Annotated in this window: 25 protein-coding genes; 11 read left to right on the top strand and 14 right to left on the bottom strand. The window is 57.8% G+C overall.

Features of this window, described 5'->3' with window-relative positions; genetic code table 11:
* The first annotated feature begins 19 nt into the window (after nucleotides 1-19).
* On the top strand, nucleotides 20-1828 hold the full coding sequence (locus H6G07_RS00215; protein WP_073606961.1) for an aspartate kinase: 1809 nt from the start codon (nucleotides 20-22) through the stop codon (nucleotides 1826-1828).
* A gap of 297 nt (nucleotides 1829-2125) precedes the next feature.
* On the opposite strand, the gene H6G07_RS00210 is transcribed toward H6G07_RS00215, so the two are convergent.
* From H6G07_RS00210 to H6G07_RS00200, 3 genes are all read right to left on the bottom strand, one after another.
* Nucleotides 2126-2470: a DUF1815 family protein gene (locus H6G07_RS00210; RefSeq protein ID WP_073606962.1), complete on the bottom strand. Its 345-nt coding sequence runs from the start codon at nucleotides 2468-2470 to the stop codon at nucleotides 2126-2128.
* A 353-nt stretch (nucleotides 2471-2823) separates the two neighbouring features.
* Complete coding sequence (locus H6G07_RS00205; RefSeq protein WP_073606963.1) at nucleotides 2824-4590, bottom strand: ABC transporter ATP-binding protein/permease; 1767 nt, start codon at nucleotides 4588-4590, stop codon at nucleotides 2824-2826.
* Nucleotides 4591-4662: 72 nt separating this feature from the next.
* The gene (locus H6G07_RS00200) at nucleotides 4663-5559 is read right to left on the bottom strand and encodes a pirin family protein (protein ID WP_073606964.1); all 897 of its coding nucleotides are present in this window, start codon (nucleotides 5557-5559) and stop codon (nucleotides 4663-4665) included.
* A 117-nt stretch (nucleotides 5560-5676) separates the two neighbouring features.
* Between H6G07_RS00200 and H6G07_RS00195 the strand changes: the two genes are divergently transcribed.
* Nucleotides 5677-6456, top strand: a complete 780-nt coding sequence (locus tag H6G07_RS00195; RefSeq protein ID WP_242026556.1) for a phytochelatin synthase family protein — start codon at nucleotides 5677-5679, stop codon at nucleotides 6454-6456.
* On the opposite strand, the gene H6G07_RS00190 is transcribed toward H6G07_RS00195, so the two are convergent.
* On the bottom strand, nucleotides 6453-7811 hold the full coding sequence (locus H6G07_RS00190) for an 8-oxoguanine deaminase (protein WP_073606966.1): 1359 nt from the start codon (nucleotides 7809-7811) through the stop codon (nucleotides 6453-6455). The genes H6G07_RS00195 and H6G07_RS00190 overlap by 4 nt on opposite strands.
* Nucleotides 7812-7933: 122 nt before the next feature.
* Entirely contained in the window at nucleotides 7934-9322 is a 1389-nt protein-coding gene (locus H6G07_RS00185) for an aldehyde dehydrogenase (RefSeq protein WP_073606967.1), read from the bottom strand.
* Between the two features lie 89 nt (nucleotides 9323-9411).
* Between H6G07_RS00185 and H6G07_RS00180 the strand changes: the two genes are divergently transcribed.
* Nucleotides 9412-9948 (top strand): DUF1499 domain-containing protein, encoded by a 537-nt coding sequence (locus tag H6G07_RS00180; protein ID WP_242026555.1) that lies wholly within the window; start codon nucleotides 9412-9414, stop codon nucleotides 9946-9948.
* 107 nt (nucleotides 9949-10055) lie between these two features.
* Here H6G07_RS00180 and gmk read toward each other — a convergent pair whose 3' ends face one another.
* Together gmk and H6G07_RS00170 are read right to left on the bottom strand one after the other, a co-directional pair.
* A complete protein-coding gene (gmk, locus tag H6G07_RS00175; RefSeq protein ID WP_073606968.1) occupies nucleotides 10056-10688 on the bottom strand; it encodes a guanylate kinase in 633 nt (210 codons plus the stop codon).
* Between the two features lie 74 nt (nucleotides 10689-10762).
* Nucleotides 10763-11494: a phycocyanobilin:ferredoxin oxidoreductase gene (locus H6G07_RS00170; protein WP_073606969.1), complete on the bottom strand. Its 732-nt coding sequence runs from the start codon at nucleotides 11492-11494 to the stop codon at nucleotides 10763-10765.
* Between the two features lie 127 nt (nucleotides 11495-11621).
* Here H6G07_RS00170 and H6G07_RS00165 point away from each other — a divergent pair, with 127 nt between their 5' ends.
* Both H6G07_RS00165 and H6G07_RS00160 read left to right on the top strand, forming a co-directional pair.
* Entirely contained in the window at nucleotides 11622-12746 is a 1125-nt protein-coding gene (locus H6G07_RS00165; RefSeq protein WP_073606970.1) for an AI-2E family transporter, read from the top strand.
* A gap of 392 nt (nucleotides 12747-13138) precedes the next feature.
* Nucleotides 13139-14044: a glycosyltransferase family 2 protein gene (locus H6G07_RS00160; protein WP_073606971.1), complete on the top strand. Its 906-nt coding sequence runs from the start codon at nucleotides 13139-13141 to the stop codon at nucleotides 14042-14044.
* 90 nt (nucleotides 14045-14134) lie between these two features.
* Here H6G07_RS00160 and H6G07_RS00155 read toward each other — a convergent pair whose 3' ends face one another.
* The gene (locus H6G07_RS00155) at nucleotides 14135-15340 is read right to left on the bottom strand and encodes a phosphoglycerate kinase (RefSeq protein ID WP_073606972.1); all 1206 of its coding nucleotides are present in this window, start codon (nucleotides 15338-15340) and stop codon (nucleotides 14135-14137) included.
* Nucleotides 15341-15523: 183 nt separating this feature from the next.
* Between H6G07_RS00155 and H6G07_RS00150 the strand changes: the two genes are divergently transcribed.
* Entirely contained in the window at nucleotides 15524-15928 is a 405-nt protein-coding gene (locus tag H6G07_RS00150) for a universal stress protein (protein ID WP_073606973.1), read from the top strand.
* A gap of 154 nt (nucleotides 15929-16082) precedes the next feature.
* Here the strand turns inward: H6G07_RS00150 and H6G07_RS00145 are convergent, their stop codons facing one another.
* A complete protein-coding gene (locus tag H6G07_RS00145; RefSeq protein ID WP_073606974.1) occupies nucleotides 16083-16304 on the bottom strand; it encodes a hypothetical protein in 222 nt (73 codons plus the stop codon).
* Nucleotides 16305-16392: 88 nt separating this feature from the next.
* Here H6G07_RS00145 and ylqF point away from each other — a divergent pair, with 88 nt between their 5' ends.
* The gene (ylqF, locus tag H6G07_RS00140; RefSeq protein WP_073606975.1) at nucleotides 16393-17256 is read left to right on the top strand and encodes a ribosome biogenesis GTPase YlqF; all 864 of its coding nucleotides are present in this window, start codon (nucleotides 16393-16395) and stop codon (nucleotides 17254-17256) included.
* 94 nt (nucleotides 17257-17350) lie between these two features.
* On the opposite strand, the gene rbp is transcribed toward ylqF, so the two are convergent.
* From rbp to H6G07_RS00125, 3 genes are all read right to left on the bottom strand, one after another.
* A complete protein-coding gene (gene rbp, locus H6G07_RS00135; protein ID WP_073606976.1) occupies nucleotides 17351-17680 on the bottom strand; it encodes an RNA-binding regulator in 330 nt (109 codons plus the stop codon).
* A gap of 254 nt (nucleotides 17681-17934) precedes the next feature.
* A complete protein-coding gene (locus H6G07_RS00130) occupies nucleotides 17935-18237 on the bottom strand; it encodes a hypothetical protein (RefSeq protein ID WP_073606977.1) in 303 nt (100 codons plus the stop codon).
* A gap of 228 nt (nucleotides 18238-18465) precedes the next feature.
* Nucleotides 18466-18603, bottom strand: coding sequence for a hypothetical protein (locus tag H6G07_RS00125; RefSeq protein ID WP_171972951.1), 138 nt, complete (start codon nucleotides 18601-18603; stop codon nucleotides 18466-18468).
* A 264-nt stretch (nucleotides 18604-18867) separates the two neighbouring features.
* On the opposite strand from H6G07_RS00125, the gene glgP reads away from it, so the two are divergent.
* The 4 genes from glgP (at nucleotide 18868) to H6G07_RS00105 (ending at nucleotide 23631) form a co-directional block, all read left to right on the top strand.
* Nucleotides 18868-21489, top strand: a complete 2622-nt coding sequence (gene glgP, locus H6G07_RS00120; protein ID WP_073606978.1) for an alpha-glucan family phosphorylase — start codon at nucleotides 18868-18870, stop codon at nucleotides 21487-21489.
* 8 nt (nucleotides 21490-21497) lie between these two features.
* The gene (locus H6G07_RS00115; RefSeq protein WP_073606979.1) at nucleotides 21498-21905 is read left to right on the top strand and encodes an OsmC family protein; all 408 of its coding nucleotides are present in this window, start codon (nucleotides 21498-21500) and stop codon (nucleotides 21903-21905) included.
* A 13-nt stretch (nucleotides 21906-21918) separates the two neighbouring features.
* Nucleotides 21919-22896 (top strand): pyridoxamine 5'-phosphate oxidase family protein, encoded by a 978-nt coding sequence (locus H6G07_RS00110; RefSeq protein ID WP_073606980.1) that lies wholly within the window; start codon nucleotides 21919-21921, stop codon nucleotides 22894-22896.
* A gap of 243 nt (nucleotides 22897-23139) precedes the next feature.
* On the top strand, nucleotides 23140-23631 hold the full coding sequence (locus tag H6G07_RS00105) for a TM2 domain-containing protein (RefSeq protein ID WP_073606981.1): 492 nt from the start codon (nucleotides 23140-23142) through the stop codon (nucleotides 23629-23631).
* Nucleotides 23632-23679: 48 nt separating this feature from the next.
* On the opposite strand, the gene H6G07_RS00100 is transcribed toward H6G07_RS00105, so the two are convergent.
* Nucleotides 23680-24552 (bottom strand): MBL fold metallo-hydrolase, encoded by an 873-nt coding sequence (locus tag H6G07_RS00100; protein WP_073606982.1) that lies wholly within the window; start codon nucleotides 24550-24552, stop codon nucleotides 23680-23682.
* A gap of 70 nt (nucleotides 24553-24622) precedes the next feature.
* On the bottom strand, nucleotides 24623-25012 hold the full coding sequence (locus H6G07_RS00095; protein WP_073606983.1) for a hypothetical protein: 390 nt from the start codon (nucleotides 25010-25012) through the stop codon (nucleotides 24623-24625).
* Nucleotides 25013-25815: the final 803 nt, after the last annotated feature.

Genomic DNA, 25815 nt, shown 5'->3' with positions numbered 1-25815 from the left:
GGGAGACAAAAATACGGCTATGACGCTGATCGTACAGAAATATGGCGGCACCTCCGTGGGCACCGTGGAGCGCATTCAGGCGGTGGCCCAGCGGGTCAAAGCCACAGTGGAGGCCGGGCACTCAGTGGTGGTGGTGGTGTCGGCCATGGGCAAAACCACCGACGGCCTGGTGAAGCTCGCCAACGAGATTACCAAGCAGCCCAGTCGCCGCGAGATGGACATGCTGCTCTCCACGGGCGAGCAAGTGACTATCGCTTTGCTGACCATGGCCCTGCACGCCTTGGAGCAAGACGCCATTTCCCTTACGGGTGCTCAGGTGGGCATTGTCACCGAAGCCGAGCATACCCGCGCCCGCATTCTGAAAATCAAAACCGATCGCCTCAAGCGCCACATTGACGAAGGCAAGGTGATTGTGGTGGCTGGGTTTCAGGGCATTAGCCAAACCTCCGATCTAGAGATCACCACCTTAGGGCGGGGCGGGTCTGACACGTCAGCGGTGGCCCTGGCGGCGGCCCTAGGGGCCGAAAAGTGCGAAATCTATACCGATGTGCCGGGCATTCTCACCACCGACCCGCGCTTGGTGCCCGAGGCCCAGCTAATGGATGAGATCACCAGCGATGAAATGCTGGAGCTGGCTAGCTTGGGAGCCAAGGTGCTGCACCCGCGCGCCGTGGAGATCGCCCGCAACTATGGCGTCACCCTGGTGGTGCGATCGAGCTGGACCGATGAGCCAGGCACCCGCGTCATTTCTCCGCGACCTCAACCCCGACCCCTCGAAGGGCTAGAGCTAGCCCAGCCGGTGGATGCTGTGGAGTTTGACACTGACCAGGCCAAGGTGGCGCTGCTGCGCATTCCCGATCGCCCCGGCATTGCCGCTCGACTGTTTGGCGAACTGGCCACCCAGGCGCTGAATGTAGATTTGATCATTCAGTCGATTCACGAGGGCAATACCAACGACATTGCTTTCACCATGGTCAGGGCGAACTTGAACCGGGCGGAGGCGGTGGCCGAGGCTATTGCTCCAGCGCTGCGCAGCAACCCCACCGACAGCACCCAGGCCGAGGTGATGATTGACCAGCGCATGGCCAAAATTAGCATCGCCGGGGCGGGCATGATTGGTCGCCCTGGGGTGGCCGCCAAGATGTTCTCCTCCCTAGCCGCAGCGGGGATCAACATTCAGCTGATTTCAACGTCAGAGGTAAAGGTGAGCTGCACGATTGATGTGGCAGACTGCGATCGCGCCATTGCGATCCTCTGCGAGGCCTTTGAGGTCACCTCGTCTCCCATGCCCCAGGGCGCATCGCCCACGGCTGCTGAGGCTCCAGTGGTACGTGGCGCGGCCCTAGATACCAAGCAGGCTCGAGTTGCCATTCGCCACGTGCCCGATCGCCCTGGTATGGCGGCCCATATCTTTCAGCTACTGGCCACCCACGGGGTTAGCGTAGACATGATCATTCAGTCCCAGCGCTGCCGTCTGGTGCAGGGCCAGGCCACCCGCGACATTGCCTTTACCGTGGCCCAGGGCGATGCCCAAACTGCCAAGGCCGTAGTGGAGTCGGCTGCCGCTGAACTGGGCCTAGGGGATGTGGCGGTGGATGAGGCGATCGCCAAGGTCAGCGTCGTCGGCACCGGCATGATCTATGCCCCTGGCGTAGCCGCACGCATGTTTAAAGCGCTCTCAGAACAGGGCATTAACCTGCAAATGATTGCTACCTCAGAGATCAAAATTAGCTGCGTAGTGGCGGAAGATGAAGGCGTTACGGCCTTGCGGGCTGTGCACAACGCCTTTGGTCTAGCGGGGCTAGAGCGCACGGTGGTGCCCGCCTGAGAATGTTGGCCTGTTCTCAAATCGGGCCGTTTTGGCAGCACCCTTTAGGTCGCAGATGCCAAGCTGAGTGAGTAGTTTCCCTGGAGTTTGTTGATGCTTGTGCAGCAGCGTTTTGCAGGCAACGCTTCCCCAAAACCTTCGCTCCTGGAGAACCCATGACAAATCTAGTAGCGCTCTCAAAGCTTGCCTTGGCCGCAGTTCGGTTAAATACTAAAAAACACCGATGCTCACAGCGGTGCTAGTCCCCCAAAGGGGGCGAAAGTATAGCTTTCACAAAAGGTTGTACGACCGGGGGTGCTAAACCTTGCTAGGAACCACTTTCTTCGCCCCAACAGGCTGAACGCGGAACTTGACCAGGTTGGCCAACTCTTGCAGTTGGTGAATGGCCTCAGCCCCTTCCAGCTTCATCAGCTCGCGATCGTCGCGCATTTCGGTCCAGGTGATGCCGTAGTCGGACACCAAAAAGCGAATCAGGTGGTCATCGCCCAGGCTCACCATAAAGGAGGCGCTGTTCATTTGGCCGCCACAGGTGTAGCAGGAGGCTAGATAGCCCATTTCCTCAAGCACGGTGGCCAGTGCTTGCAGGTTCATAACCAGGTCTCTAACAAATTGACGGTGCTGCTCGGCTAGTCTGACAAACATAACGACACTCCTCGTTACCCATAAAAATTGTAGCCCAAAAATTAATTAATTCTTAAGATACTAAATATGTTGCTCAACTTCTGGTTAAGCAATCCATCCATCTTAGCGACCCTGACGTAGATCTGCCCTCCTCGACGCTAAATCTATCTTTCACTGACTGTCATATCCCCGCAGACATAGGCTGCGAAAGCATCCTGTAGATTGTGAAAACTTGAGAACTTGTGCGTTCTAACGTGAAGGCGGGCTGTAGCGGGGGGCTGAAAATGCACTTTGCATAGGGTAGACAGTAAATTGAGCCCCCACGGTAGCCGTCACAACTAAATGGCGGTTTCTAGCGACAATGTCATGCAACGTTATAAATCTGCTGTGGCTAAGCTTGAGGGTTTGATGGCCCAGGTGTGGTCTTCTGCCAGTTTCAGGGTGGTTTGGTGATAGTCAACCAGCGATTCGCGGTGGCCAACACTGATGAATGTGGTGCCGCTGTGGTGCAGGTGGTCGTAAAGCTTGGCTTCGTTGGCCAGATCGAGGGCGCTGGTGGCCTCGTCAAGAATGGCAAATTTGGGCTGGCTGACCAAGATGCGGGCAAAGGTGAGCCGCTGCTGTTCGCCCAAGGAGAGCACATCACCCCATTCTTCTACGGCATCAAAGCCGCCGAAGCGCTCAGCTAAGTTCGCCAAATTGACTTTCTCTAGAGCAGCCTGGAGACCAGCATCGTCTACCGCTTGACTGGTGTTGGGGTAGAGCAACTGCTCTCGCAGGGTACCGAGAATCATGTAGGGCTTTTGGGGCAAAAAGAGAATGTTGTCTAGCTCGGGGCGGTAAATGGTGCCGCTGCCGGAATGCCAGAGACCAGCGATCGCCCTCAACAGCGAACTCTTGCCGCAGCCGCTTGGCCCCACAATCAGCAGCCCGGTTTTGTCAGGGATATTGATAGAGAGATTTTCGACCAGGGTGCGCTGGTAGTTGGGGGTTTGCAGAGTGAACTCTTTCAGCGCCAGAGAGTCTGCGGTTTCGATGGCGATCGTGGGGTGCTCTAAGGATTCTGAAGCGTCTGTCGCTGTGGGATCGTCTACTGATGCTGAAGGCTCTGCTGCCGCTGGAGCCTCAGTTTCGAGGTGGTTGAGGGCTTCGGCAAAGCTGTAGAGACGGTCGATGCCCGCGCCAAAGGAGGTTAGCTCTGAGAACCGGGCCACCACGACGTTGAGGGAAAAGAACACCCGCACGAAGGCTCCCTGGGCCTCGGAGACTTTGCCCACTTCGAGATCGCCAGAAAACACCGCCGGAGCTACCACGATCGCGGGCAGCACAAAGGGAATGAACTCGTAGGCGTTGGTGAGGGCGTTGAGGTTGAGTTCCCAAACGATCAGCTTTTTGAAGTTCTCGAAGGCGGCCATGAAGCGGTTGTTTACCTGGCTGGCCTCTTGCGCTTCGCCCCGGTAAAAGGCGATCGCCTCAGCATTTTCGCGAATCCGCACTAGGCTAAAGCGAAAGTTGGCCTCCCGCTTGAGCTGCTCAAAGTTGAGCCGCACCAGGGGCTGACCAAAGATCCCGACCGTCACTAGCGTTCCTAAAACGGCGTAGAGCACCAGAAAGCCCACCAGGTTTTTGGAGATGCCCCACAGCACACCGCTAAAGGCGATCACTTGCAAGACAGAGCTGACCACGACTAACAGCAGCGCCAGGGATTGCTGGGTAAAGTTCTTCACATCCTCGGCAATCCGCTGGTCGGGGTTGTCGATATCGGGGTGAAACTGCTGAATGTCGTAGAAGGCGCGATCGCCGAAGTAGTCGGCCACAAACCGCCCGGTCAGCCAGCGTCGCCACTCTAGGCCCAGGCGCTTTTGCAGGTAGTCGTAGCCCGCCATCAGCGGCGCGTAGGCCACCAGCACAGCGATAAATACCAGCACCGTCTCCCAAAAGCGAGCTTCGTCTTTGGCCGAAAGGGCCGAGATCAGCACACCGCGCTTGTTGTTGAGCACCACGCTGAGGCCGGTGTAGCCCAGCAGAAACACCGCAATCAGCAGCAGCAGGCCCCCGGCTTTCCACTTTTCGTCGCCAAACCAGTAGCTCTTGGCGATCGCCCAAAACCGCCTGAAGCCCTTTAGGTTAAATCGTTCCATGCCGGTGCAAAATCTCCCGCTGCGCAAAGGGTGCTGTGGGGATCTTACAAAAGTTGACCCGTTTGTGCCGGGCTATTGGGGGGCGAGGGCACCCATTTTGCCGCTCTGGTAGTCGGTTACAGCCTGGTAGATTTCCGCCGAGGTGTTCATCACAAATGGGCCGTGGCCGACGATGGGCTCGTCGATGGGAGCACCCGAGAGCAGCAGAGCCTTGGTATCTTGCAGGCAGTCGAGGGTGAGGGTGGTGCCAGCCGGGTCGCAGATGCCGATCTCTGCTTCGCTAATCGGTTCCGACCTGCCGACGCGCACCGAGCCTTTCAGCACCACCAGCAGGGTGGTGTGGCCCTCGGGCAGTTCTAGATTCACTTGCTTACCACCGCTCAGCCGCAGATCCCACATATTGATGGGGGTAAAGGTTTGGGCTGGCCCCTGGACGTTTTGGAACTCTCCGGCAATGACTCGCAGGTGGCCCTGGCCCTCGGGTAGCTCGACGGTGGGAATGCGATCGCTCGTAATGCCTTGATAGCGAGGTGTAGACATTTTGTCTTTAGCGGGCAGATTCACCCATAGCTGCACCATCTCAAAGGGGCCACCAGTTTGGGCAAAATTTGGCCCGTGGAACTCTTCGTGGACTAAACCCGCCGCCGCCGTCATCCACTGCACATCGCCAGGACCAATGATGCCGCCCCCCCCGGCAGAATCGCGGTGCTCGACTTCGCCGTCGTAGACAATGGTGACGGTCTCAAAGCCCCGGTGGGGGTGCTCGCCCACGCCGCGCCGGGCAGTGGTTGGCGAAAACTCAGCTGGCCCGGCATAGTCGAGCAGCAAAAAGGGGCTGATGGTTTGGCCCAAACTGTTGTAGGCCATCAGCGTGCGCACCGGAAAGCCATCGCCCACCCAGTGACGACCTTGGGATCGCTGAATGCTGTGCAGGGTTTTAGCAGTACTGGCCTGGTTCAAGATTGACATAACAATGGCTGCGAAGAAAACTTGTGGTCACTCTTCTACTGTAGCTACCCATTGTTTTGGGTGCCGCCGAGGATAAAGTCGTGACCTACAGTGTTAGCTACGGATTGGAATAATTCTATGACGATCGCATCCCCTGCAAAGACTGCTACTCCTGCGCTGCGTCAGATGCTGACGATCGCCCCCCGACAACCCAAAATCATGGCGCTGTTGGCGGCGCTGGGGTTAACGCTGATCGCCAGGCCACTGGCTGCTCAAACGTTACCTCTGCCCGATCACCTAATTCCGTTGACCTCGGCGGAGGGGCAGAGGCTGCTGCGAGATAGTGAAGCCCTAGCGGATTATGTGCCGCTGACAAGCCAGTTTGTCACTCAGGTGAACCAGGCCTTTTGCGGGGTAGCTAGCACGGTGATGGTGCTCAACGCCCTGGGGGTTCCGGCCCCGCTGGCCCCGGAGTGGGAGCGGAATTATTTCACCCAGGAGAATGTATTCAACGAGCAGACCGAGGCGATTATTGCCAGGGACGAGATCGCCCGTCAGGGCCTCACCCTAGCTGAACTCGCTGGCATTCTCGAAACCTATCCCGTCAGCGCTGAAATTCACCACGGCAGCGATGTGAGTTTGGATGAGTTTCGCAATTTGATTCGCACCAACTTGGAGACCCCCGATAGCTACGTGCTGATCAATTACCTGCGCCGAGCGATCGGTCAAGAAAGCGGTGGACACATTTCGCCCATCGCCGCCTACGATGCTGATACCGACCAATTTTTGGTTTTGGATGTGTCGCGCTACAAATATCCTCCGGTGTGGGTGCAGGCTGAAACCCTGTGGGAGTCTACTAACACGGTAGATTCGGTGTCGGGCAAGACGCGGGGGTTTTTGTTGATTGAGGCACGCTAGGCAGCAAGCGATCGCGCCACCGCCCCGTGCTTCTCCAGCACCACCGGCAAATCCAGCGTCAGCAAGCCCTCCGGGTTGAGCACCTCTCGACCGTGGATGAAGCTGTAATCGACGCGATCGATGATGCAGAAAATTAGTGCGGCGACAGGGTCGTGGGTGATGCCGGATAGGGCGAGGCGATCGAGATTTACAGTGATAAAATCTGCCGCCATTCCGGGGGCGAGGTGGCCAATGTCGGTGCGGCCCAGCACTTGAGCGCCGCCGCGAGTGGCGATTTCTAACGCTTCGCGAGCGGTCAGCGCTGAAGGATCTTCTTCGCGCACGCGGGCCATGAGAAGGGCTTGACGCGCTTCGGCTAGCAGGTGGCTGCCGTCGTTGGAGGCCGACCCATCCACCCCTAGGCCAACGGGCACACTCTGATCCAGCATTTTCCGAATTGGGGCCATGCCGCTGGCCAGGCGCATGTTGCTACAGGGGCAGTGGGCTACCCCGGTGCCCGTTTGGCCAAAGCTGTGGATGGCCTTGTCATCCAACTTGACACAGTGGGCGTGCCACACATCTTTCCCCAGCCAGCCCACCGAGGCGGCGTAGTCGCCGGGGGTGAGGCCAAAGGTGTCGAGGCTGTATGTGACATCAGAGTTGTTTTCGGCCAGGTGGGTGTGCAGCCGCACGCCGGGGTAGCTGCGGGCCAGCGCCGCCGATTCGCGCATTAGATCAGTCGAGACGCTGAAGGGGGAGCAGGGGGCCAGGGTAATGCGCAGCAGGGAGTAGGGGTCGTTGTCGTGGTACTGCTCGATCAGCCGCTGGGAGTCTTTGAGAATGTTGGCCTCGGCTTCCACGATCGCGTCGGGGGGCAGGCCGCCCTTGCTTTCGCCCACGCTCATGCTGCCTCGGCTGGCGTGGAAGCGCAGCCCGGTTTGGCGCACCGCCTCGATTTCGTCATCCAGGGTGCAGTCGTTGGGGAAGAGGTAGAGGTGGTCGCTGGCAGTGGTGCAGCCTGAGTAGATCAGCTCGGCGGCGGCCACCTGGGCACTGAGGGCGATCGCATCAGGGGTGAGTTTTTGCCATAGCGGGTAGAGAGCGCTGAGCCAGTCAAACAGCGATGAATTTTGCGCTCTGGGCACTACGCGGGTAAGGGTTTGAAAAAAGTGGTGGTGGGTATTGACCAGGCCGGGGAGAACGAGGTGGCGATCGCCCAGATCCAGCACCCGATCTGCCGTCTGAGGGAGTTCTTCAGTGGTGCCCACCTGCTCAATCGCGTGGTCGCGAATGAACAGTGCCCCCGATCGAATCTCCTGCCGCTGGTCATCCATGGTGACCAAGGTGTGAATGTTTTTGACCAGAAGGGTTGGCATGGTAAATAAGCCCCGCAGCGCAGCATTAGCAGCGGACTATAGCAGACCGTTCGCTGAGGCCAATGTTTTCCCCTATGCAAAGTCAGATTTTGAACGGTTGCCTCAGGATCGATGGCCCTAGTCTAGGACAGCCCGATAAATTTCTGAAATAGCTTTACCTTGTCGCCGTAGGGGGGGTAGCGCCAGTCCATATCGATCCAGAAGGGCTTTTTGAGCACGCTTTTGAGGTGAGAGAACGTATTGAAGCTGTGCTGACCGTGGTAGCTGCCGACGCCGCTGCTGCCGACGCCGCCAAAGGGTAAATCCCAGATGGCGATCTGCAAAATCACATCGTTGATGCATACTGAGCCCGCTGTAGTGCGATCGAGCACCTGGGTCTGCACCTGGCGATCGCGCGTAAATAGGTATAGCGCCAGGGGTTTGGGCCGCTGGTTGATGGCCGCGATCGCATCCCCCAGATCTTTGTAGGTGAGAATTGGCAGAATCGGGCCAAAGATCTCCTCCTGCATAATCGAATCATCCCAGCCGATGCCGTCGATTAGGGTGGGGGCGATGTAGCGATCGCTCCGGTTGTGCTGCCCCCCGGCAAGAATGTTGCCCTGATTCAGCAAATTCACCAGGCGATCGAACTGGCGATCGTTAACCACCCGCGAGAGGTCGGGGCTGATGGCGGGGTCATCCCCATAGCAGACCTGAATGCGCTGCTGGAGCGCAGCCACTAGACCGTCCTTAACGCGCTCATCGACTAGCAGGTAGTCTGGGGCTACGCAGGTCTGCCCCGCATTGAGAAATTTGCCCCAGACAATGCGCCGAGCCGCGACCTCCAGGTTGACATCGGCATCGATGATACAGGGGCTTTTGCCGCCCAGCTCTAGGGTGACGGGCGTCAGGTGCTGGGCCGCCGCCTGCATCACAATCTTGCCGATGCGCTCGCCGCCGGTAAAAAAGATGTGGTCAAATTTCTCGGCCAGCAGCGCTTGGGCGGTGTCGATGCCGCCTTCTACCAGGGCCACGTGGGCAGGGTCAAAGGTGTCTGCTATGAGCTGAGCCAGCACTTTAGAGGTGGCCGGAGCCAGCTCCGAGGGTTTGAGCAGGGCGCAGTTGCCAGCGGCGATCGCCCCGATCAGCGGCGATATGGTGAGCTGAAAAGGATAGTTCCAGGGGGCGATAATCAGAGCTACCCCCAGGGGTTCGGGCTGCACCCAGGCCGAACCGGGTAGTTGGCTCAGGGGCAGCGATGTCTTGCGAGGTTTGACCCAACGATGCAGATGCTTGATCACGTGATCTAGCTCGCTGATGGTGCCCACCTCAAAGTAGCCCTCAAACTCAGGGCGTCCCAGGTCTTGCCTGACCGCATCAATAATCTCTGCCTGATAGGTAACGATCGCCGCCCGCAACGCCTTGAGCTGACCGAGGCGAAAGTCGAGGCTACGAGTGGCCCCGGTGGCCCAGTAGGCCCGCTGGCGTTGCAGCAGGTCGGCGACGGGTGTGGTGGCGGCAAAGGTCGTCATGGTTAATCTCTGGCAGGGGGGCTGGTTTCGGAGCTAACTCATCTGCTTTATCCTACTAGAGAGCCACCTAAGGATTTGAACGTTTCACCATGCTGAGATCAGTTTTTCGCCTGGTATTTGGGGTTGCTCTGGTTATGATGACTCTGCTGGGCCATGCGTATCCCAGCGCTGCTGTTTCTTTGGATGATGGCCCCATGGCAGTACTACCGTTTATGGGTGGTTTGGCAGGTAAGCGCCCCACAAACCTGGGGGTCAAAGACGGTAAGCTGTCGCCTTGCCCCAATACGCCCAACTGCGTGATCAGCGAGAGCGATGCCGATGCCGAACACGCGATCGCACCTTTGGCCTACAGTGGCGACCCCGCTCAGGCCATGGCTCTGCTAGAGGCTGTGGTCAATGCCATGTCGCGCACCAAAATTATTGAGAAGACCGATCGCTACCTCTACGCCGAGTTCACCAGCAAGCTGATGGGCTTTGTGGACGATGTGGAGTTCTACCTCGACCCCTCCACGCCCGTCATTCAGGTGCGATCGGCGTCGCGCCTCGGCCAGTCCGACCTGGGGGCCAACCGCAAACGCATCGAAGCCATTCGCCAGGCTCTAGCCTCAGCAGCAGTGGCTGGATAGACCAGCTCCGTTCTAACCGCTTGCTAAAGAGATTCCCCTGACCTTACTAAGGCTAGGGGAATCTCTTCGGTATATCTTGCAGGCTGGAGAGCTAGGGAAAGCTGAGTTTAATCCTTGAAGATCGCATTCTCTAGCTGTTGAAGGGCTACCTCGAGATCGTCGTTGACGATTTGCTCGTCAAACTCTGAGGCGGCATCGATCTCAACCAGAGCCCGCTGAAGCCGCCGGGCAATGGCATCATCGGCATCTTTGCCCCGTAGGCGAATGCGGCTTTCTAGCTCTTCCAGCGAGGGGGGCAGCACAAATAGCTGGAGCGCATGGGGAAAGGTTTCACGCACCTGACGAGCGCCCTCTAGCTCAATTTCTAAAATCACCCACTGGCCAGCTTCGATCTCTTTAATTACCGGAGTTTTTGGGGTGCCGTAGAGGTTGCCCGCAAACTCGGCCCACTCCAGCAGTTCCCCCTGCTCAACCATGGCGCGAAACTCGTCGCGGCTGACGAAGAAATAGTCTTGGCCGTTGACCTCGCCGGGGCGGGGCGATCGCGTGGTGGCCGACACCGACAGCTTCAGTGCCGGATAGCGGTGGCGCAGCGCCCGCAGCAGCGTCCCCTTACCCACCCCGCTAGGGCCAGTAAACACAATCAGCCGCCCCCGACGCGGGGTGAATTCGGTTTCGGTGGTTAGGCTGAGGGTCTCCGGGCTGAGGGTTTCTAGCGGTGCTGGGGTGCTGACGGTCATGGCGGCGGTGTATAGCTAAGATTTTCTATTCTAGTCAACCCCGAGCCTGGGGACAGGCTAACTTCCAGATGACTTTAGACCGGCGGCAGATCAAACAGCACGGTGGTCATGTAGCGCTCGGCCCAGGCGTCGCCAAAGGCTTTTTCGAGCACTCGTCGGGTTTTGTCGTTCTTTTGCTGCTGCTCGCAGTAGTGGCGCTGACCGGCCACAATGCTCTCTCGCTGGGCCGGGGTCGCTGGGGTGGCGATCGCCTGTTGACAGTGCAGAGCCAGGTAAGTGGCAATCAGATCGATAAAAGCTGTTTCCTCCTCGGGGCTGGCCGGGCGAATAAACCGGCAATAGGGCGAAAAAATGGTGCCCCAACCCGGCAGATCGCGCTCCTCGCTAAAGCTTTGGGCTGGTAGAGCCTCTAAAACAGCGGTGTAGCCCGCCGGTAAAACATTGCCCACGGGTGAAAGATCGACAATGGCGGCGCTAATTTGCCCACGCCCGCCCACCAGGTCGCAACCAAACATGGGCAGGGCGTACTCGGGTTGGGGAAACATGACGCAGTGCAAAATGTCCAGGTTGTTGCCCACGCGGGCCAGCTCTAGGTGCAGCTTGCGAAACTGGGGGGTTTGGTAGCACTGGTTTTCAATGGTGAGCCGCTCGCCCTCCAGGCGGCCCTCAATGTAGCCGAGATCCTCCGGCAGGTGGTAGGGCGATAGGTCGAGATACTGTCGCCAGGTGGCTTCAATGCGATCGGCTAGATCCCGAATCATCGGGTGCTGCTGGTCGCGCAGGGAGATTGGAGTTGGGGCTACCATTGACACCCGAAGAAACAGCAATAAATATTCAGCATACCAGTCGCAGTCGGGATACTAGACCTCTCGGTTACGGTAGCCAGCTACAATTTGGCCACAGGCGTCGTTAACTGCATAAGGTTCTATTGCCGTGAAGCTCATCGACTGGATCAACCTAGCTGCTCTGGGCATTGCCCTCGTCATTATTTGGCAGTTTCGCCAGATCGTTTTACTGATGTTTGCGGCAGTGGTGATTACCATTGCGCTCAACAGCCTGGTGCGATTTTTCTCGCGGGTATATGGCTGGCGTCGCGATCGCGCCGTGCTGGTCACGGGGGCGCTGGTGCTTTTGGGCGGCGTGGTGTTTTTGGGGTTAGTGCTGCCTCTGTTTGTCAGCCAGTTTCAAGAACTGCTGCTGCTGACGCCCAAAGGGTTTGAGCAACTGGGGGTGTGGTTTGATGCCTTTCAGGAGAACCCACCGGAATGGTTTCCTGAGCAAGATCTGCGGGTGCTGCCGCCCTTGCCCGACCTGCTGCGTCAGGTGGCCTCCATTGGCTCCACGGTGTTTGGCAACTTTCTAACGTTTTTCTCAAGCTCAATGGCGATTTTGCTCCAGCTGTTGCTGCTGGTCGTGCTGACGCTGATGATGCTGGCCAATCCCCAAGCCTACCGCCGACTGCTGCTGCGCCTGTTTCCGTCGAGCTACCGTCGCCGGGCCGACGAAATTTTGACCAAGTGCGAGCGATCGCTGATGTTCTGGCTGGGCGGGGTAGCGCTGAGTTCAATCTTTGTGGCCACGATCAGCTTCACCGGACTGGTGCTGCTGGGGGTGCCCTACGCCTTTGCCCACGCGGTGCTGGCGGGGCTGTTTAACTTTATCCCCAACCTGGGGCCGACCCTGAGCGCAGTGTTTCCAGTTTTCGTGGCGCTCCTCCAGTCGCCCGGTAAGGCCCTGGCGGTGATTGTGCTCTACGTGCTGATTCAAAACGTTGAGAGCTACTGGTTTTCGCCCATGGTGATGCAGAAGCAGGTGTCGCTGCTGCCCGCCGCCACCCTGGTGTCTCAAATCTTTTTTGCTACCTTTCTTGGCCCTGTGGGGCTGGTGTTGGCTCTGCCGCTGGCGGTGGTTTGCAAAACCTGGATTGAAGAAGCCTGGATCATCGACGTGCTCGATCGCCCTAGAGGTCATACGATCGGGTCGCGGCCTCAAACGTTTGAGGGCGTAGAACCGACTGCGGAACCCTTAGAGACTGCCTTGACCCCAGAGGATGTTTAGTACCGCTGCGCGGAGTTCAAAATGCAAAATTCAAAGTGAAAAATCCTTGGGGCAGAGGTTATTTCAATCAGTCTGAACAGTAAGGTCAATTTTTGCCGCAGCATCCTGGGGTTTTGAGGCTTTCCCAGAGCGAACTGACGGTTTTAGACTTGTCACCCTAGACTAATTCGCCTAGAGAGGCTACGGCTGGAAGACGAAGTATAATTTAAGACAGTGGCTACCGATCGCCTGCTGCCGAGAACGGTGGAGACTTGTCATTCTAAGGGGATCTTCATAGACTGACTAGGAACTGCTCTAGAGAAACCTACGTCCTTTCGTCGATGGCACACGTAGGTCGTAGGGCCAGGTCTATGGCTAAAATTTTCTTCCTTTGAATTTATATTAATAGCTCTATGCTAAGCGTGATTATTCCGGCCTACAACGCTGCCACCACGATCGCAGATCAGCTCGATGCCCTATCCCAGCAAACCTTTGCGGGGCCTTGGGAGATTGTGGTCGGCGACAATGGCTCAACCGACGGCACCCTAGATGTCGTGCGGCGCTACCAGCAGACGATGCCCCACCTCAAGGTAGTGGATGCCTCGGCTCGCCGGGGGGCTGCCCACGCCCGCAACATGGCCTGTGCCCAGGCCCAGGGTGACGCACTACTGTTCTGTGATGCTGATGATGCGGTTGCCCCCGGCTGGCTAGCAGCTATGGCCACCGCTCTAGAAAAGTACGACCTGGTCTGCGGTCGGCGAGAAATGGCGCAGCTCAACGATCGCAACGAATTTTCTGCCGCGCTGACCAGCATTGAGGGCACCGGGAAGCTCTACCATCCGTTTCGGCCCTTTGGCTCAGCCAGCAACCTGGCAGTTAAACGGGTGCACCACGAGGCGGTGGGCGGGTTTGACGGGCAGTTTTTGGCCCTGCAAGACATTGACTACTGCTGGCGCATCCAGGCGCTGGGGGTAACGCTGCATGAAGTCAAAGATGCGGTGGTCAACTTTCGCTTTCGGGGCGATGTCAGATCTAACTTTCGGCGGCTGAAAAAGTTTGGCTATTATTCTGCTCGGTTGTACCGCAAGCACTGGACCGATGGCTTTCCTAAAAAGATGCTGTTCAAGTGTTTTCTGTCGCTGCCGCTAGTGCCGGTGAAGTTTGTGGTGCGAGTGCGCGATCGCCCCAGTCTCTTCCTCTGGTTTCTTAACCTCGGCTGGGCCCTGGGCTACTGGCATAGCTGGTTCGATATGGCAAAGGAGGCTGCGGTGGCTCAGCTCAGCCGCGGTAAGGCCGATCCCGAACTGTCGGTGAGCTAGGGTTAGGAAACGCCATTCAACACAAAGGGATTGGGGTGCAATGACATCCCAATCCCTTTGTGTTTAGACCTTAGCTAGCGAATCTAGCGTCTAGGCGTCATCTAGGGCAGCAATGCCGGGCAGCTCTTTGCCTTCGAGCAGCTCCAGGCTAGCGCCGCCGCCGGTAGAGATGTGGCTCATTTTTTCGGCCACGCCCACCTTCTCGACCGCTGCCACCGAGTCGCCGCCGCCGATGATGGTGGTGACGCCAGTGCCGGTGAGGTTGGCCAGGGTGTGGGCGATCGCCTCGGTACCCGCCGCAAACTTGTCGAACTCAAACACCCCCATGGGACCGTTCCAGATCACCGACTTGCACTGCTTCAGCGCGTCTTGGAACACTTTGATCGAGTCGGGGCCAATATCGAGACCCATCCAGCCATCGGGAATTGCTTCGATGCTGACGGTTTGGCTGTTGGCGTCGGGGGCAAAGTTGTCGGCCAGCACCACGTCGGTGGGCAGCAGCAGGTCAACGCCCTTTTCCTTCGCCTTGGCTTCTAGCGACTTGGCCAGCTCCAGCTTGTCTTCTTCAACGAGGGATTTACCCACGTTCAGACCCCGTGCTTTGTAGAAGGTGAAGATCATGCCGCCGCCGATCAGCAGCTTATCGACCTTGTCAAGCAAGGTTTCGATCACGCCGATCTTGCTAGAAACCTTGGAGCCGCCGATGATCGCCGCCAGGGGCCGCTGGGGGTTTTCGATCGCCGCCTGTAGATATTGAAGCTCTTTCTCAATCAGGTAGCCCGCCACGGAGGGGCTGAGGTACTTGGTCACGCCCTCGGTAGAGGCGTGGGCGCGGTGGGCGGTGCCAAACGCATCGTTCACATAGAGGTCGGCGTTGGCGGCCAGTGCTTCAGCAAACTCAGGGTCGTTGGCCTCTTCGCCTGCGTAGAAACGCACGTTCTCTAGCAGCGCCACCTGGCCGTCAGACATACCGCCAATGGCGGCAGCGACTTCGTCACCGATGCAGTCGTCGCACTTGATGACCTCTTGGCCTAGCAGCTCACTGAGACGCTTGGCGACGGGGGTGAGGCGCATGCTCTCGACCACCTGGGCCTTGGGGCGACCGAAGTGGCTGGTGAGAATCACCTTGGCTCCCTTGCCGGTGAGGTCTTGAATCGTGGGCAGGGCAGCCCGAATGCGGGTGTCGTCGGTGATCGCACCCTGGTCGTCGAGGGGCACGTTGAAATCGGCTCGCACCAGCACTCGCTTGCCCGAAAGGTCGGCTGCCGTCAGGCTCGCTACGGATTTTTTAACCACTGTATCTACCTCCTAAAACTGGTTTAAGTCTCTGTATTTATTACGTTATGCAGCGCGTCGATGGCAGCGGCCCCAACCTTGACTAAGGTAGATTTGAGGAAACGGCTCAACGACTGTGTCTGTCGTAATATTTACTTATTGCCGCCCTTATTTTACCGGAGTGTGAGTTCCCTTCGATACGCCATGTTCAAGACGGTTTTATTTCCCATCGACATGAGTTCTGAGGCGCAGCAGGCGGCTCCCAAAGTGGCAGAACTGGTTAAAGCTCACCAGAGTCGGCTGGTTTTGCTGTCAGTCGTCGAACCGAGGGAGGAGGCAAGTCAGCCTTCGGCCCAGTCATCCCCCGAGGCGGTGGCTAAGCTGCTGGGGCAGGCCAAGGCCCTATTTGCCGCCCAGACTATTGAGACCGAAGTGATTGAGCGAGAAGGTCAACCGGCCTTTGTGATCTGCGATGTCGCCGACGAACTCAATGCTGACCTAATCGTGATGGGCTGTCGCGGTGTAGGCCTGATCGAAGACGTGCAAGACGAAAGCGTCACCACGCGGGTAATTAATCTGTCGCCCTGCCCGGTGCTGATTATTCCCTAGGAGAAGAGGTAGATGGGTCGGGTGGACGGGTGGATAGCCTGTAGCGTAGGCCAAGTGCCACAATTCATAGGGAAGGGCAGCTCGCCTATATCCATAGACCTCCAAAAAAATCTCTCAGCCCCAGTTCTGAGCGGACGATCGCTAGCGATTTGTCCTAGTTGAGTTTGGGTGGGGAGGCGATCGCCTCCCTTTCCCTTATTTCCGTGGGCAACCCGTGCCCCAGCGCCCTCCACAGCGGCACCGTCCACAGCGAATTAGTCAAACTGAGTGGCATAAAGGAGAGCACAAACCCGTTTAGCGGGTTGCGGTACTGCACCGGGGTATAGACTGCCACGCCAAACTCCCCGATCGGTGAGGTGTTTTTGGCGTTCTGCATCCTACGATGGCTAGAGAGCTTTCCCCATCGTTTCCATCACCCCCGTCACTTTCTCTCCGTCTTCCTCACCTATTCACCCCTACCCCCCATGTCCACCCCCGAAATCCAGTGGTATCCCGGCCATATCGCCAAGGCAGAAAAAGCCCTGGTCGATCAGCTCAACCGTGTGGATGTGGTGTTAGAGGTACGGGATGCCCGCATTCCAGTATCGACGCGGCACCCTAAGGTCGATATCTGGGTAGGAGAGAAACCTCGCGTGTTGGTGATCAACCGGGTCGATATGATTTCAACCGAGGCCCGCACCGCTTGGGAAACCTGGTTCCGTCAGCAGGGGGAGGTGCCTTACTTCACCGATGGGCAGCAGGGTAAGGGGGTGAAGGCGATCGCAAAAGCTGCCCAAACCGCTGGCGAGGCCGTCAACCAGCGCCGCCAGACTCGCGGCATGAAACCCCGCCCCATCCGCGCTGTGGTAATTGGCTTTCCCAACGTGGGCAAGTCAGCGCTGATCAACCGGCTGCTAAATCGCAAGGTAGTGGCCAGTGCTCGCAAGGCCGGGGTTACCCGCCAGCTGCGGTGGGTGCGTCTATCAGGCGACCTTGACCTGCTTGATGCGCCGGGCGTTATTCCCTCCCGCATGGATGATCAGGCTGCCGCTCTAAAGCTGGCCATTTGTGACGACATTGGCGAAGCTTCCTACGACACGCAGCGCACCGCCGCCGCGTTTCTAGACGTGCTCAAAGGCTTGCAGCAGGTAGGCTCTCCAGACGATTATCGCGATGGGTTGCGATCTCGCTACGGCCTGACCCTAGACGACTGCACCGGAGAAGATTTTTTGCTTCAAGTGGCGACCCAAAAATTTCAGGACAACGTAGAACGCACGGCTAAGCGCATTCTGAACGATTTTCGCACTGGGCTGCTAGGGCCGTGGGTGCTGGAGTGGCCCCCTGCCTAGGGGTTGTCTGCGGAACAGCCCAATCGGTTCATAGCAAAATGGCAGAAGATAACTATCTTCTGCCATTGCAACGGTTTAGTTGTGTCTAGGCGACTTACCAGCGGGAAAACTCGCGGTTGCCACCCTCTCGATCGCCGCCACCGCCGAAATTGCCGCGGGAACCACCACCACCGGCACGCTTTTCTTTGGGACGAGCTTTGTTAACGCGCAGCTCGCGGCCCATCCATTCGGCCCCATCGAGGGCTTCAATGGCAGCGTCTTCGTCGGCTTCTTTCTCCATCTCGACAAACGCGAAGCCCCGGGGGCGACCGGTTTCGCGATCGGTGGGCACCGTTACTCGGCTAACGGCCCCGTACTCGGAAAAGACTTCGGTGATGTCTGCTTCCGCAGCATTGTAGGCGAGGTTTCCTACATAAATCGACATGGCACAACTCCAAAATTGACATGTAATGTAGACAAGTTCGATTCGGAGTGGTACACGTCGATTACCCGAAAGCTGAGATCAAACTGTGATTTACCAGCCTACCGAAAGCAAAACATGTTACTCTCCCACTTTAGCATAAGGTTTCTGGAGATTAATCCTTCTGTAACACCGTGACAGCAACCGTTACAGCCATTGAGGACGGGGCTTTCCATAAGTTTTGTAACACGCTGTGCGGAGCACGTAGCCAGGCTCGATTAGCGCCTGCCGTAGAAGGTGACCTCTACGTCGGCACACCAGCCAGCGGCCAGATTCTCGTATAAAAAGACGCGCTCTACCCGGTAGTACACGCCGTCTCTAAATACGCAGTCGCCAATGCGTGGAATGATCGGGTAAGTGGCAAACCACAGGGCGTCTTTGATGGGGGCGTTGGGGCTGTTGCTGCTAGCCGCTAGATAAAATACTTGAACCTTAAACCCTCGACCTGAGCTGGCGGAAGCCGAGATGGGGCGTTCGCCGGGCTGGCCGCTACTTTTGCCGGTGGTTTTTTTGGTGGCCACAGGATTGGCGATGAAGGGTACGGGTGCTTTGAAGGGGATTGCACCAGTAGTCTACCAAGACTATGGAGGAGAGTTGATGGAGATGGGGATGTTTAAGGGCAAGTTTGAGCGCAAGATTGAGGGTTGAGGGTGCAAGGTTTGGCCCCATGCTCTGGCAACTTAGACTTTGCACCCCCTAGCTCTAGGTCATGACGACAGCCCCAAGGCCTGTCGTTGCCTAAGGTAGTTCTAGCTGTTGCCGCGACGCTTGAGGGCGGCCACCATCTGCTGGCGTACGGCCCTGGCCCACTGATCAAACTCAACTACGGGGTGAGCGTCTTTGTCGAGGGTGGCTCCAAATCCCTGGTTATTCCTGTCCTGCGTCATAGCCTTGTCCTTGTTGTCTTTATAGATAGTTGGGTTATTTTTCTGACCTAGATTATTATTCCCTGAGGTCAGCGACCTCGGCTATGCCCCCGGGTAGGGATTTCATAACCTGGAGTTGGGGGAGAAGCGCTAATTGCGGCGGCAGGATGGCGGCTGTAAGCTTAGCTGGGGGCCGAAGAGAGTGTCAAAAGCCGTGGCCCTACGACTGCCTTAAGGCTGATAGGGCAGAATGGCTCTATATGAAATCTTTGCAAATTCTTTCCTATGCGCCCCATTCGTACGTTTAACGTTACCCCGGCTCTGCCCCAGCGGCTAGAGGCGCTGCGCACCCTGGCCTACAACCTTCACTGGGATTGGGATGTGGAGATGGTAGACCTGTTTCGGCGACTGGACGGCGATCTGTGGGAGTCGAGCCGCTACAACCCGGTGCTGATGCTGGGCACCATTAGACAGGCGCGGCTGAATGAAATTGCGGAAGATGAGGGGTTTTTGGCTCAGATGGATCGAGCGGCCCAGCGGCTGGATGACTATCTGCGCGATCGCACCTGGTACAAAAAACACCGCAAGACCCCGGTCTCGGGAGAATGCTACGCCTACTTTTCCATGGAGTTTGGCCTTACCACCTGCATGCCGGTGTATTCCGGGGGGTTGGGGGTGCTGGCTGGCGATCACCTTAAGTCGGCTAGCGATCTGGGCCTGCCCCTGGTGGCGGTGGGCCTGCTCTACCAGGAGGGCTACTTTGCCCAGTATCTGAATGCCGACGGCTGGCAGCAGGAGCGCTACCCGATCAACGACTTTTACAACATGCCCCTGCACCTGGAGCGCGATGCCCAAGGTCAGGAACTCAGAATCGAGGTGGAGTATCCCGGTCGGGTGGTGTATGCGCGGGTGTGGCGGGTGCAGGTGGGCACGGTGCCGCTGTATCTGCTCGACACCAATATCGAGCCCAACAATCAGTACGACCAGGACATCTGCGATCGCCTCTACGGCGGCGACATCGACATGCGCATTCACCAGGAGGTGATGCTGGGCATCGGCGGCATTCGCATGTTGAGGGCGTTAGGGCTGACGCCAACGGCCTACCACATGAACGAGGGCCACTCGGCCTTTATGGCCCTAGAGCGCATGCGGGTGCTGGTCGAAGAACAGGGCCTGACCTTTGCTGAAGCCCTCCAGGTGGCCCAGGCCAGCCAGATGTTTACCACCCACACTCCAGTGCCCGCCGGTATTGACCTGTTTCCGCCGGAGAAAGTGCTGCACTACCTGGGCCACTACCGCGAGCGCTTTGGCCTGGGCGATGCCGAGTTTTTGGCCCTAGGCCGCACCGATACAGGAGATTTTTCGGCTCCGTTTAGCATGGCGGTGCTGGCGATTAAGACGGCGACCTTTATCAACGGAGTGAGCAAGCTTCACGCCGAGGTGTCGCGCGACATGTTTGGCGAGCTGTGGACGGGGCTGCCCCTGGGTGAGGTGCCGATCTACGCCATCACCAATGGGGTACACGCCCGCAGCTGCGTCGCTCGGTCGACCCAGGCGCTCTACGATCGCTACCTCGGCCCTAACTGGGCCGAAGCCAGCCCCGGCGCATCGCTGTGGAAACGGGTGTACGCTATTCCCGACGACGAGCTGTGGCGTAACCATGAGCAATGCCGATCGCATCTGGTGGTGGCCGTGCGCGATCGCCTGGCCAAGAGCACGCGCGATCGCGGCGGCTCGACCCGCGAGCTAGCCGAAGCCCAGGAATGCCTCGACCCCTTTGTGCTCACCATTGGCTTTGCCCGCCGCTTTGCCACCTACAAGCGCGCCACCCTGTTTCTCCACGACCTCGAGCGCATTCGCAATATTATCAACGGCCATGGCGGCGATCGCCGGGTGCAGTTTGTAATTGCGGGCAAGGCCCACCCCAAAGACATTCCCGGCAAAGAACTGATCCGCAGCATCATTCACTTCACCCGCGATCAGGGGTTGAGTAAATCCATCGTGTTTGTGCCCAACTACGACATTCACCTGTCGCGGGATATGGTGGCGGGCTGCGATGTGTGGCTCAACAACCCCCGCCGTCCCCGCGAGGCCAGCGGCACCAGCGGCATGAAAGCGGCGATGAACGGCCTGCCCAACCTCAGCGTGCTCGACGGCTGGTGGGATGAGGCCGACTACATTCGCACCGGCTGGCCCATCGGCCACGGCGAGGACTACGACGACCCCGACTACCAAGACGATGTGGAGGCTAACGCCCTCTACGACATTTTGGAGAAAGAGGTGGTACCGCTGTTTTACGATCGCGACAAAGACGAAATCCCTCGGGGCTGGGTCGCTAAAATGAAGGAGGCGATCTACTTCAACACGCCCCAGTTCAACACCGCCCGCATGGTGAAGGACTACGCCAATTTGGGCTACTTTGCGGCCAGCGATCGCGCCGCCACCCTGGCCTCAGCGAGCTACAGCCCCGGCAAAGAGCTGGCCACCTGGCAGGCCCGCATGGCCGACCACTGGTATGAGGTGCGCTTTGAAGAAGTGGCCATCTCCGACACTACCAACCTCCAGGTGAACCAGCCCTTTAAGGTGACCGCCGCCATTCAACTCGGTGCCCTCACCCCCGACGATGTGCAGGTCGAACTCTACCAGGGCACCGTCTCGGTGGATGGCGAAATTCACACAGGGCTGGCGGTGCCCATGGCCCATCAGGGGCCGGATGCCAACGGCAGAAGCATTTACGCCTTAGAGATGGAGTACACCGCCAGCGGATTACAGGGCCTGTCGCTGCGCATTTTGCCCCGCCACCGCTACCTCAACAGCCCCTACGACCCCAAACTGGTGCTCTGGGCCGACCCAGACTCGGTGCGAATTGTCTCGGGAGTGGTGACACCCACAGCAGCCCTGGTCTAGGAATTGCCATGACTTCAGTGCAGGTTTCGTCGAATGGATCGCGCTATGGCCAAGACGTGGCCATCCGCCAGTTTCAGCTAGTTGCCGACGAGCCTGCCCACCTCGGCGGCAGCGATCAGGGGCCGACCCCAACGGAGCTGCTTCTGGCGGGGCTGGGCAGCTGCAAGGCGATCACGATCAAAATGTATGCCGAGCGCAAGGGCTGGCCGGTGGAGAATGTCTACGTGGCGGCGGAGCTACAAACCGTGGAGAAACAGACGGTGGTTGCTGTCTACCTGACTCTGGTGGGCGACCTGACCGCCGAGCAGCGCGATCGCCTGCGGGAAATCGGCGATCGCTGCCCCGTTCATCGTCTGCTCAGCGCCAGTACCCCCATTCAAACCATCTTGACCCCTGCCGCTACCCCGTCGCCGTAATGGAGGTAACCCGATGGCTGCAAATCTAAGTTGGTCCTACGAACAATCTCCCTTCCATGCCGGGGAGCTGGCGATTCAGACCCGGCTGGGAGTGCAAGAGCGCCTGGACAGGCAAGGGCGTCGGATCATTCGTGACTATTTGCCTGACCAGCATCGCGATTTTTTCGCCCAGTTGTCCTACGTTTTGGTGGGTACGGTGGCGAGTGATAGCCAGCCCTGGGCCTCGGTTTTGGTCGGGGAACCGAGATTCATCACCTCCCCCGATCGCGACACTTTGCACATCGCCGCTCAACCTCTGTTTGGCGACCCGCTGCACACTACCCTGACGGTGGGAGCTGACATTGGTTTGCTCGGCATTGAGCTGAACACCCGTCGCCGCAACCGCCTCAATGGCACCATAACGGCCATCCAGCCGGAAGGATTTACGGTGGCGGTGGGCCAGAGCTTTGGCAACTGCCCCCAATACATTCAGGCGCGGCAGTTTGATCTGCGCTCCTTTGATGCAGCGGTGGTTAAATCTGTACATACCCTCGCGATGCTGGGAGATGCCGAAAGGGTACTGATCGCCGCTGCCGATACCTTCTTTATCGCCACCGCCTACCAAAATGCGGCGGCAGGGCCAGCCAGCGGTGTGGATGTGTCGCACCGGGGCGGTAAGCCGGGCTTTGTGAGAATTGACGACGCGCAGACGCTCACGATTCCAGATTTTTCAGGCAACTTGCACTTCAACACCTTTGGCAATCTAGAACTCAACCCTCGCGCTGGGCTGGTCTTCATCGATTTTGCCAAGGGCGATCTGCTCTACCTCACCGGCACTGCCGAAGTGATTTGGGATAGCCCCGAAATCATGGCCTATGAAGGGGCTGAACGTCTGCTGCGGTTCTATGTAAAGCAAGGCTACCGCGTTGAAGGTAGTTTGCCTCTCGCCTGGTCAGCTCCAGAGGTTTCGCCCTTTTTGAATGACACGGGACCTTGGCGATCGCAGGCCTAGGCGGTCAAACTGTCAGCCTTTCCTTAAAGTGTCAGGGCCAATGGTGTTTGCCCCTACAGTTCTGTCGTTTCCCCCTCGCCCCCATGCCCCCATAAGCGCTGTTGACCGAGAGCAAGGGTATTACGGGTCGGTTACAGGGGCAGCACTCCAAAAAATTGGCTGTCTATAATGGGCTCTAGGTAACTGCTGCGAGCCAATCTCAGGTTTGCTGCCCCCCACAATTGGTCTTTTCAGAGACACACCATGGCACGAGCAAAAACTGAAACAGCCTACCTGCTGTGGGCACTGTGTTTGTTTGGTATCTGCGGACTACATCGGTTTTATGCTGGTCAGATTGTGTGGGGTGTCATCTACTTGTTTACCTTTGGCTTGTTTGGCTTTGGTCAACTCATCGATCTGGTGCTGGTGCCCGGTATGGTCAAAACCCGCAACGATCAACTGCGGCGGAAGTATCTAGCTGAGTGGGGCGAAGATGGCCTGGCGATGCCGGTGCCGATAGGTCGAACTTTGGTCACGGCCCAGGCGATCGCGCAACCCAAAGAAGACCCAATGCTGCTGCTGCTAAAGGCCGCCCACGCTAACGGGGGCAAGCTCTCTAAGGCGCAGGTGGCACTGCACACCGGACTGAGTACAGAGCGGGTAGAGGCCCTAATTCAGACCGCTCTGCACAGCGGCTATGCCGATGTCATCAATGATCCAGAATCGGGAGCGGTGCGCTACGTGTTCGATGTGTAGAGACTGCGATCGCATTCAGCTCTTTTCTCCCTACGACCATCCCTAACCCTACTGCGCCTTCATCCAGTCGAGGCACTTCTGCATGTGCTGGCGCATCGTAGCTTTGTCGGCATGGTGGCGGCGACCGTGGCCGGGCAGCACCCACTCAAAGTCGTAAGCGGCGAGTTTTTCCATTGACTTGATTTGCTCAGGCCAGGAGTACCAGCAGACGGAGCGAAAAGCGTGAAGCTGATGCAGCCGCACCGACCAAGCCAGGTGATCGCCGGTAAATAGGATGCGGTTGTCGTACAGCAGCACCGTATGCCCCTTGGTGTGCCCCGGCACTGGAACGATGGTGAGGTCGGGCGCTAGTTCAACCGGGTCGGAGCCTTTGAGTTGAATTTCGACCGAGGTGGTGCCAGAGCCGATGTCGTCGGCGTGGAGAATGCGATCGCAGCCAAACCGCTCATGAAACTGCTGGTGATCAGCCACATCATCCTGGTGGGTGAGGTAGAGGTAGCGCACGCCGCCTAGAGCCTCTAGCTGCTTGACCAGGGGTGCGGCAAAGCGGGGCGAATCGACCAGCACATTGCCATCGGGCCGCTGAATAAGATAGCTGGCTGCACCATAGGATTTTTCAGAATGGTAGCCGCAGTGGTAGATGTTGTCGGTAATTGGAATCGGAAAACTGGCCTGGGCCTCTTTCATGTCTTTGGGCGGTGCTACGGTGCCAATGGAAGCGGTGGGGCAGGCCAGCACCGCCTGTAGTGCGGCTAGTCGTTCGGCCTCTGTCTCAGGCTGGTGGAAGACTGCCGACTGCTCATCGTCGCGGCCAAAGATGTTGGGGGCCATCCAGCGGCAGGTGTCGCAGTCAATGCAAGAGCTATCGACGTAGAGATCGCCCTCTACGTTTTGGGGGCGGCGGGCGGTGAGGTGAGCCATGGTTATTACCCATTAATAGCTTGAGTCTATCGTTGGGGGTGGGCGGTCGTGGGGCAGCATGTAAACAGAGTTAACCTCTGCCTAAGATCCGCTTTAGCGGGTTTGAGGCAACTTGTCCCAGCGGGGTGCGATGGCGCTTGGCCGCTTGAACCGGGTCATCAGCGGTGAGAATATCCACGGCGCGATCGAACTGTTTGTCGCTGTCGGATTGACTGGTGCTAGACGCAAAGGTGGCAGCCGGTGCGTCGGCCTGGGTTTCCGACAGAGCCGTTTGGTAGGCCTGGTTTAAGTTTGGCAAGCTGGCGGCGATCGCAGGCAACTCCAACACGCGAGCCTCTAGATTTTGACCGATGGCGTGAAGCTGTTTTTGCAGTCCTTCGGGTAATGCGTTGTCTTGCTGACCCAGGGCGGTGATGAAGGCCGTCAGCGATTTTTCTTGTTGGGGGTTTAAGGTAGGCATGATTTTAGGGTCTAAACAGTACTGTAATGGGGCGATCGCAGGGCACTGTGATGGAGCACTCTGACGCATTGAAACAAACCCCGATGGCGCGTTGGGCTATGGCTAAAACACAATCTACAGCACTGCTTAGATCGAGGTTTTCATTTTAGAGTCTTGCTCTTTGATAGTAGGAAACTTTATCAATAGTGATGGCGGTTCATGACATAAATCCCACTTTAGGTAGAGCAGCCTTCTAAACCAAATGGCTGACTGACCCAGCGGTAAGGACGTTGCACGGCTATGGTCTCCATCCAATACTGGCCAATCTGGTTTGAGGCGGTGTTCTGTGAGTTAGGTGGTTGTGCGATCGGCGATCGCGGTCAGCAGCCCGAATGTTGGCTCCAAAAACACAGCGTTTCGAGCAAATTATTTGGAGCTTGGAGTGAAGCACTCGACGTCCAGAGATAATGATTCGGGAGCTAGAGTGAATCACTCGGCGCTTCGATAAAACAACTCGGCGTCCAGAAAAATTTACTCGGCATCCAGAGAAAATTACTCGGCTCCCAGACAAAAAGACTCAGCATCCAGAGAAATTTACTCGGCGTTCAGACAAAAAGACTCGGCATCCAGAGAAATTTGCTCGGCGTTCAGACAAAAAGACTCAGCATTCAGAGAAATTTGCTCGGCATCCAGAGAAATTTACTTGGCGTTGAGAATAAAAGCCTCAGCGTTCCGAGCAGATTACTCAATGCTTGGAGCAAACGCTTGGCGTTTCGGGTTAAATGTCCCATCCCTTACCCAACTGCTGTCCATAGATTGACGTT

The organism is Phormidium tenue FACHB-1052, assembly GCF_014696675.1.
GTDB lineage: Bacteria > Cyanobacteriota > Cyanobacteriia > Phormidesmidales > Phormidesmidaceae > Nodosilinea > Nodosilinea tenuis_A.
The sequence above is the reverse complement of the archived record's forward strand: the minus strand, read 5'-3'. Positions and strand labels throughout refer to the sequence as shown.

Excerpts from the sequence above, each read along its gene's own strand:
- rbp (WP_073606976.1), bottom strand. The coding sequence starts at position 17,680 with ATGTCGATTTATGTAGGAAACCTCGCCTACAATGCTGCGGAAGCAGAC.
- H6G07_RS00125 (WP_171972951.1), bottom strand. The coding sequence starts at position 18,603 with ATGACGCAGGACAGGAATAACCAGGGATTTGGAGCCACCCTCGACAAA.
- H6G07_RS00150 (WP_073606973.1), top strand. The coding sequence starts at position 15,524 with ATGTTCAAGACGGTTTTATTTCCCATCGACATGAGTTCTGAGGCGCAG.
- H6G07_RS00160 (WP_073606971.1), top strand. The coding sequence starts at position 13,139 with ATGCTAAGCGTGATTATTCCGGCCTACAACGCTGCCACCACGATCGCA.
- H6G07_RS00195 (WP_242026556.1), top strand. The coding sequence starts at position 5,677 with ATGACGATCGCATCCCCTGCAAAGACTGCTACTCCTGCGCTGCGTCAG.
- H6G07_RS00115 (WP_073606979.1), top strand. The coding sequence starts at position 21,498 with ATGACTTCAGTGCAGGTTTCGTCGAATGGATCGCGCTATGGCCAAGAC.
- H6G07_RS00170 (WP_073606969.1), bottom strand. The coding sequence starts at position 11,494 with ATGGTAGCCCCAACTCCAATCTCCCTGCGCGACCAGCAGCACCCGATG.
- H6G07_RS00185 (WP_073606967.1), bottom strand. The coding sequence starts at position 9,322 with ATGACGACCTTTGCCGCCACCACACCCGTCGCCGACCTGCTGCAACGC.
- H6G07_RS00145 (WP_073606974.1), bottom strand. The coding sequence starts at position 16,304 with ATGCAGAACGCCAAAAACACCTCACCGATCGGGGAGTTTGGCGTGGCA.
- H6G07_RS00205 (WP_073606963.1), bottom strand. The coding sequence starts at position 4,590 with ATGGAACGATTTAACCTAAAGGGCTTCAGGCGGTTTTGGGCGATCGCC.
- gmk (WP_073606968.1), bottom strand. The coding sequence starts at position 10,688 with ATGACCGTCAGCACCCCAGCACCGCTAGAAACCCTCAGCCCGGAGACC.
- H6G07_RS00095 (WP_073606983.1), bottom strand. The coding sequence starts at position 25,012 with ATGCCTACCTTAAACCCCCAACAAGAAAAATCGCTGACGGCCTTCATC.
- H6G07_RS00110 (WP_073606980.1), top strand. The coding sequence starts at position 21,919 with ATGGCTGCAAATCTAAGTTGGTCCTACGAACAATCTCCCTTCCATGCC.
- glgP (WP_073606978.1), top strand. The coding sequence starts at position 18,868 with ATGCGCCCCATTCGTACGTTTAACGTTACCCCGGCTCTGCCCCAGCGG.
- H6G07_RS00105 (WP_073606981.1), top strand. The coding sequence starts at position 23,140 with ATGGCACGAGCAAAAACTGAAACAGCCTACCTGCTGTGGGCACTGTGT.
- ylqF (WP_073606975.1), top strand. The coding sequence starts at position 16,393 with ATGTCCACCCCCGAAATCCAGTGGTATCCCGGCCATATCGCCAAGGCA.
- H6G07_RS00210 (WP_073606962.1), bottom strand. The coding sequence starts at position 2,470 with ATGTTTGTCAGACTAGCCGAGCAGCACCGTCAATTTGTTAGAGACCTG.
- H6G07_RS00200 (WP_073606964.1), bottom strand. The coding sequence starts at position 5,559 with ATGTCAATCTTGAACCAGGCCAGTACTGCTAAAACCCTGCACAGCATT.
- H6G07_RS00190 (WP_073606966.1), bottom strand. The coding sequence starts at position 7,811 with ATGCCAACCCTTCTGGTCAAAAACATTCACACCTTGGTCACCATGGAT.
- H6G07_RS00215 (WP_073606961.1), top strand. The coding sequence starts at position 20 with ATGACGCTGATCGTACAGAAATATGGCGGCACCTCCGTGGGCACCGTG.
- H6G07_RS00180 (WP_242026555.1), top strand. The coding sequence starts at position 9,412 with ATGCTGAGATCAGTTTTTCGCCTGGTATTTGGGGTTGCTCTGGTTATG.
- H6G07_RS00100 (WP_073606982.1), bottom strand. The coding sequence starts at position 24,552 with ATGGCTCACCTCACCGCCCGCCGCCCCCAAAACGTAGAGGGCGATCTC.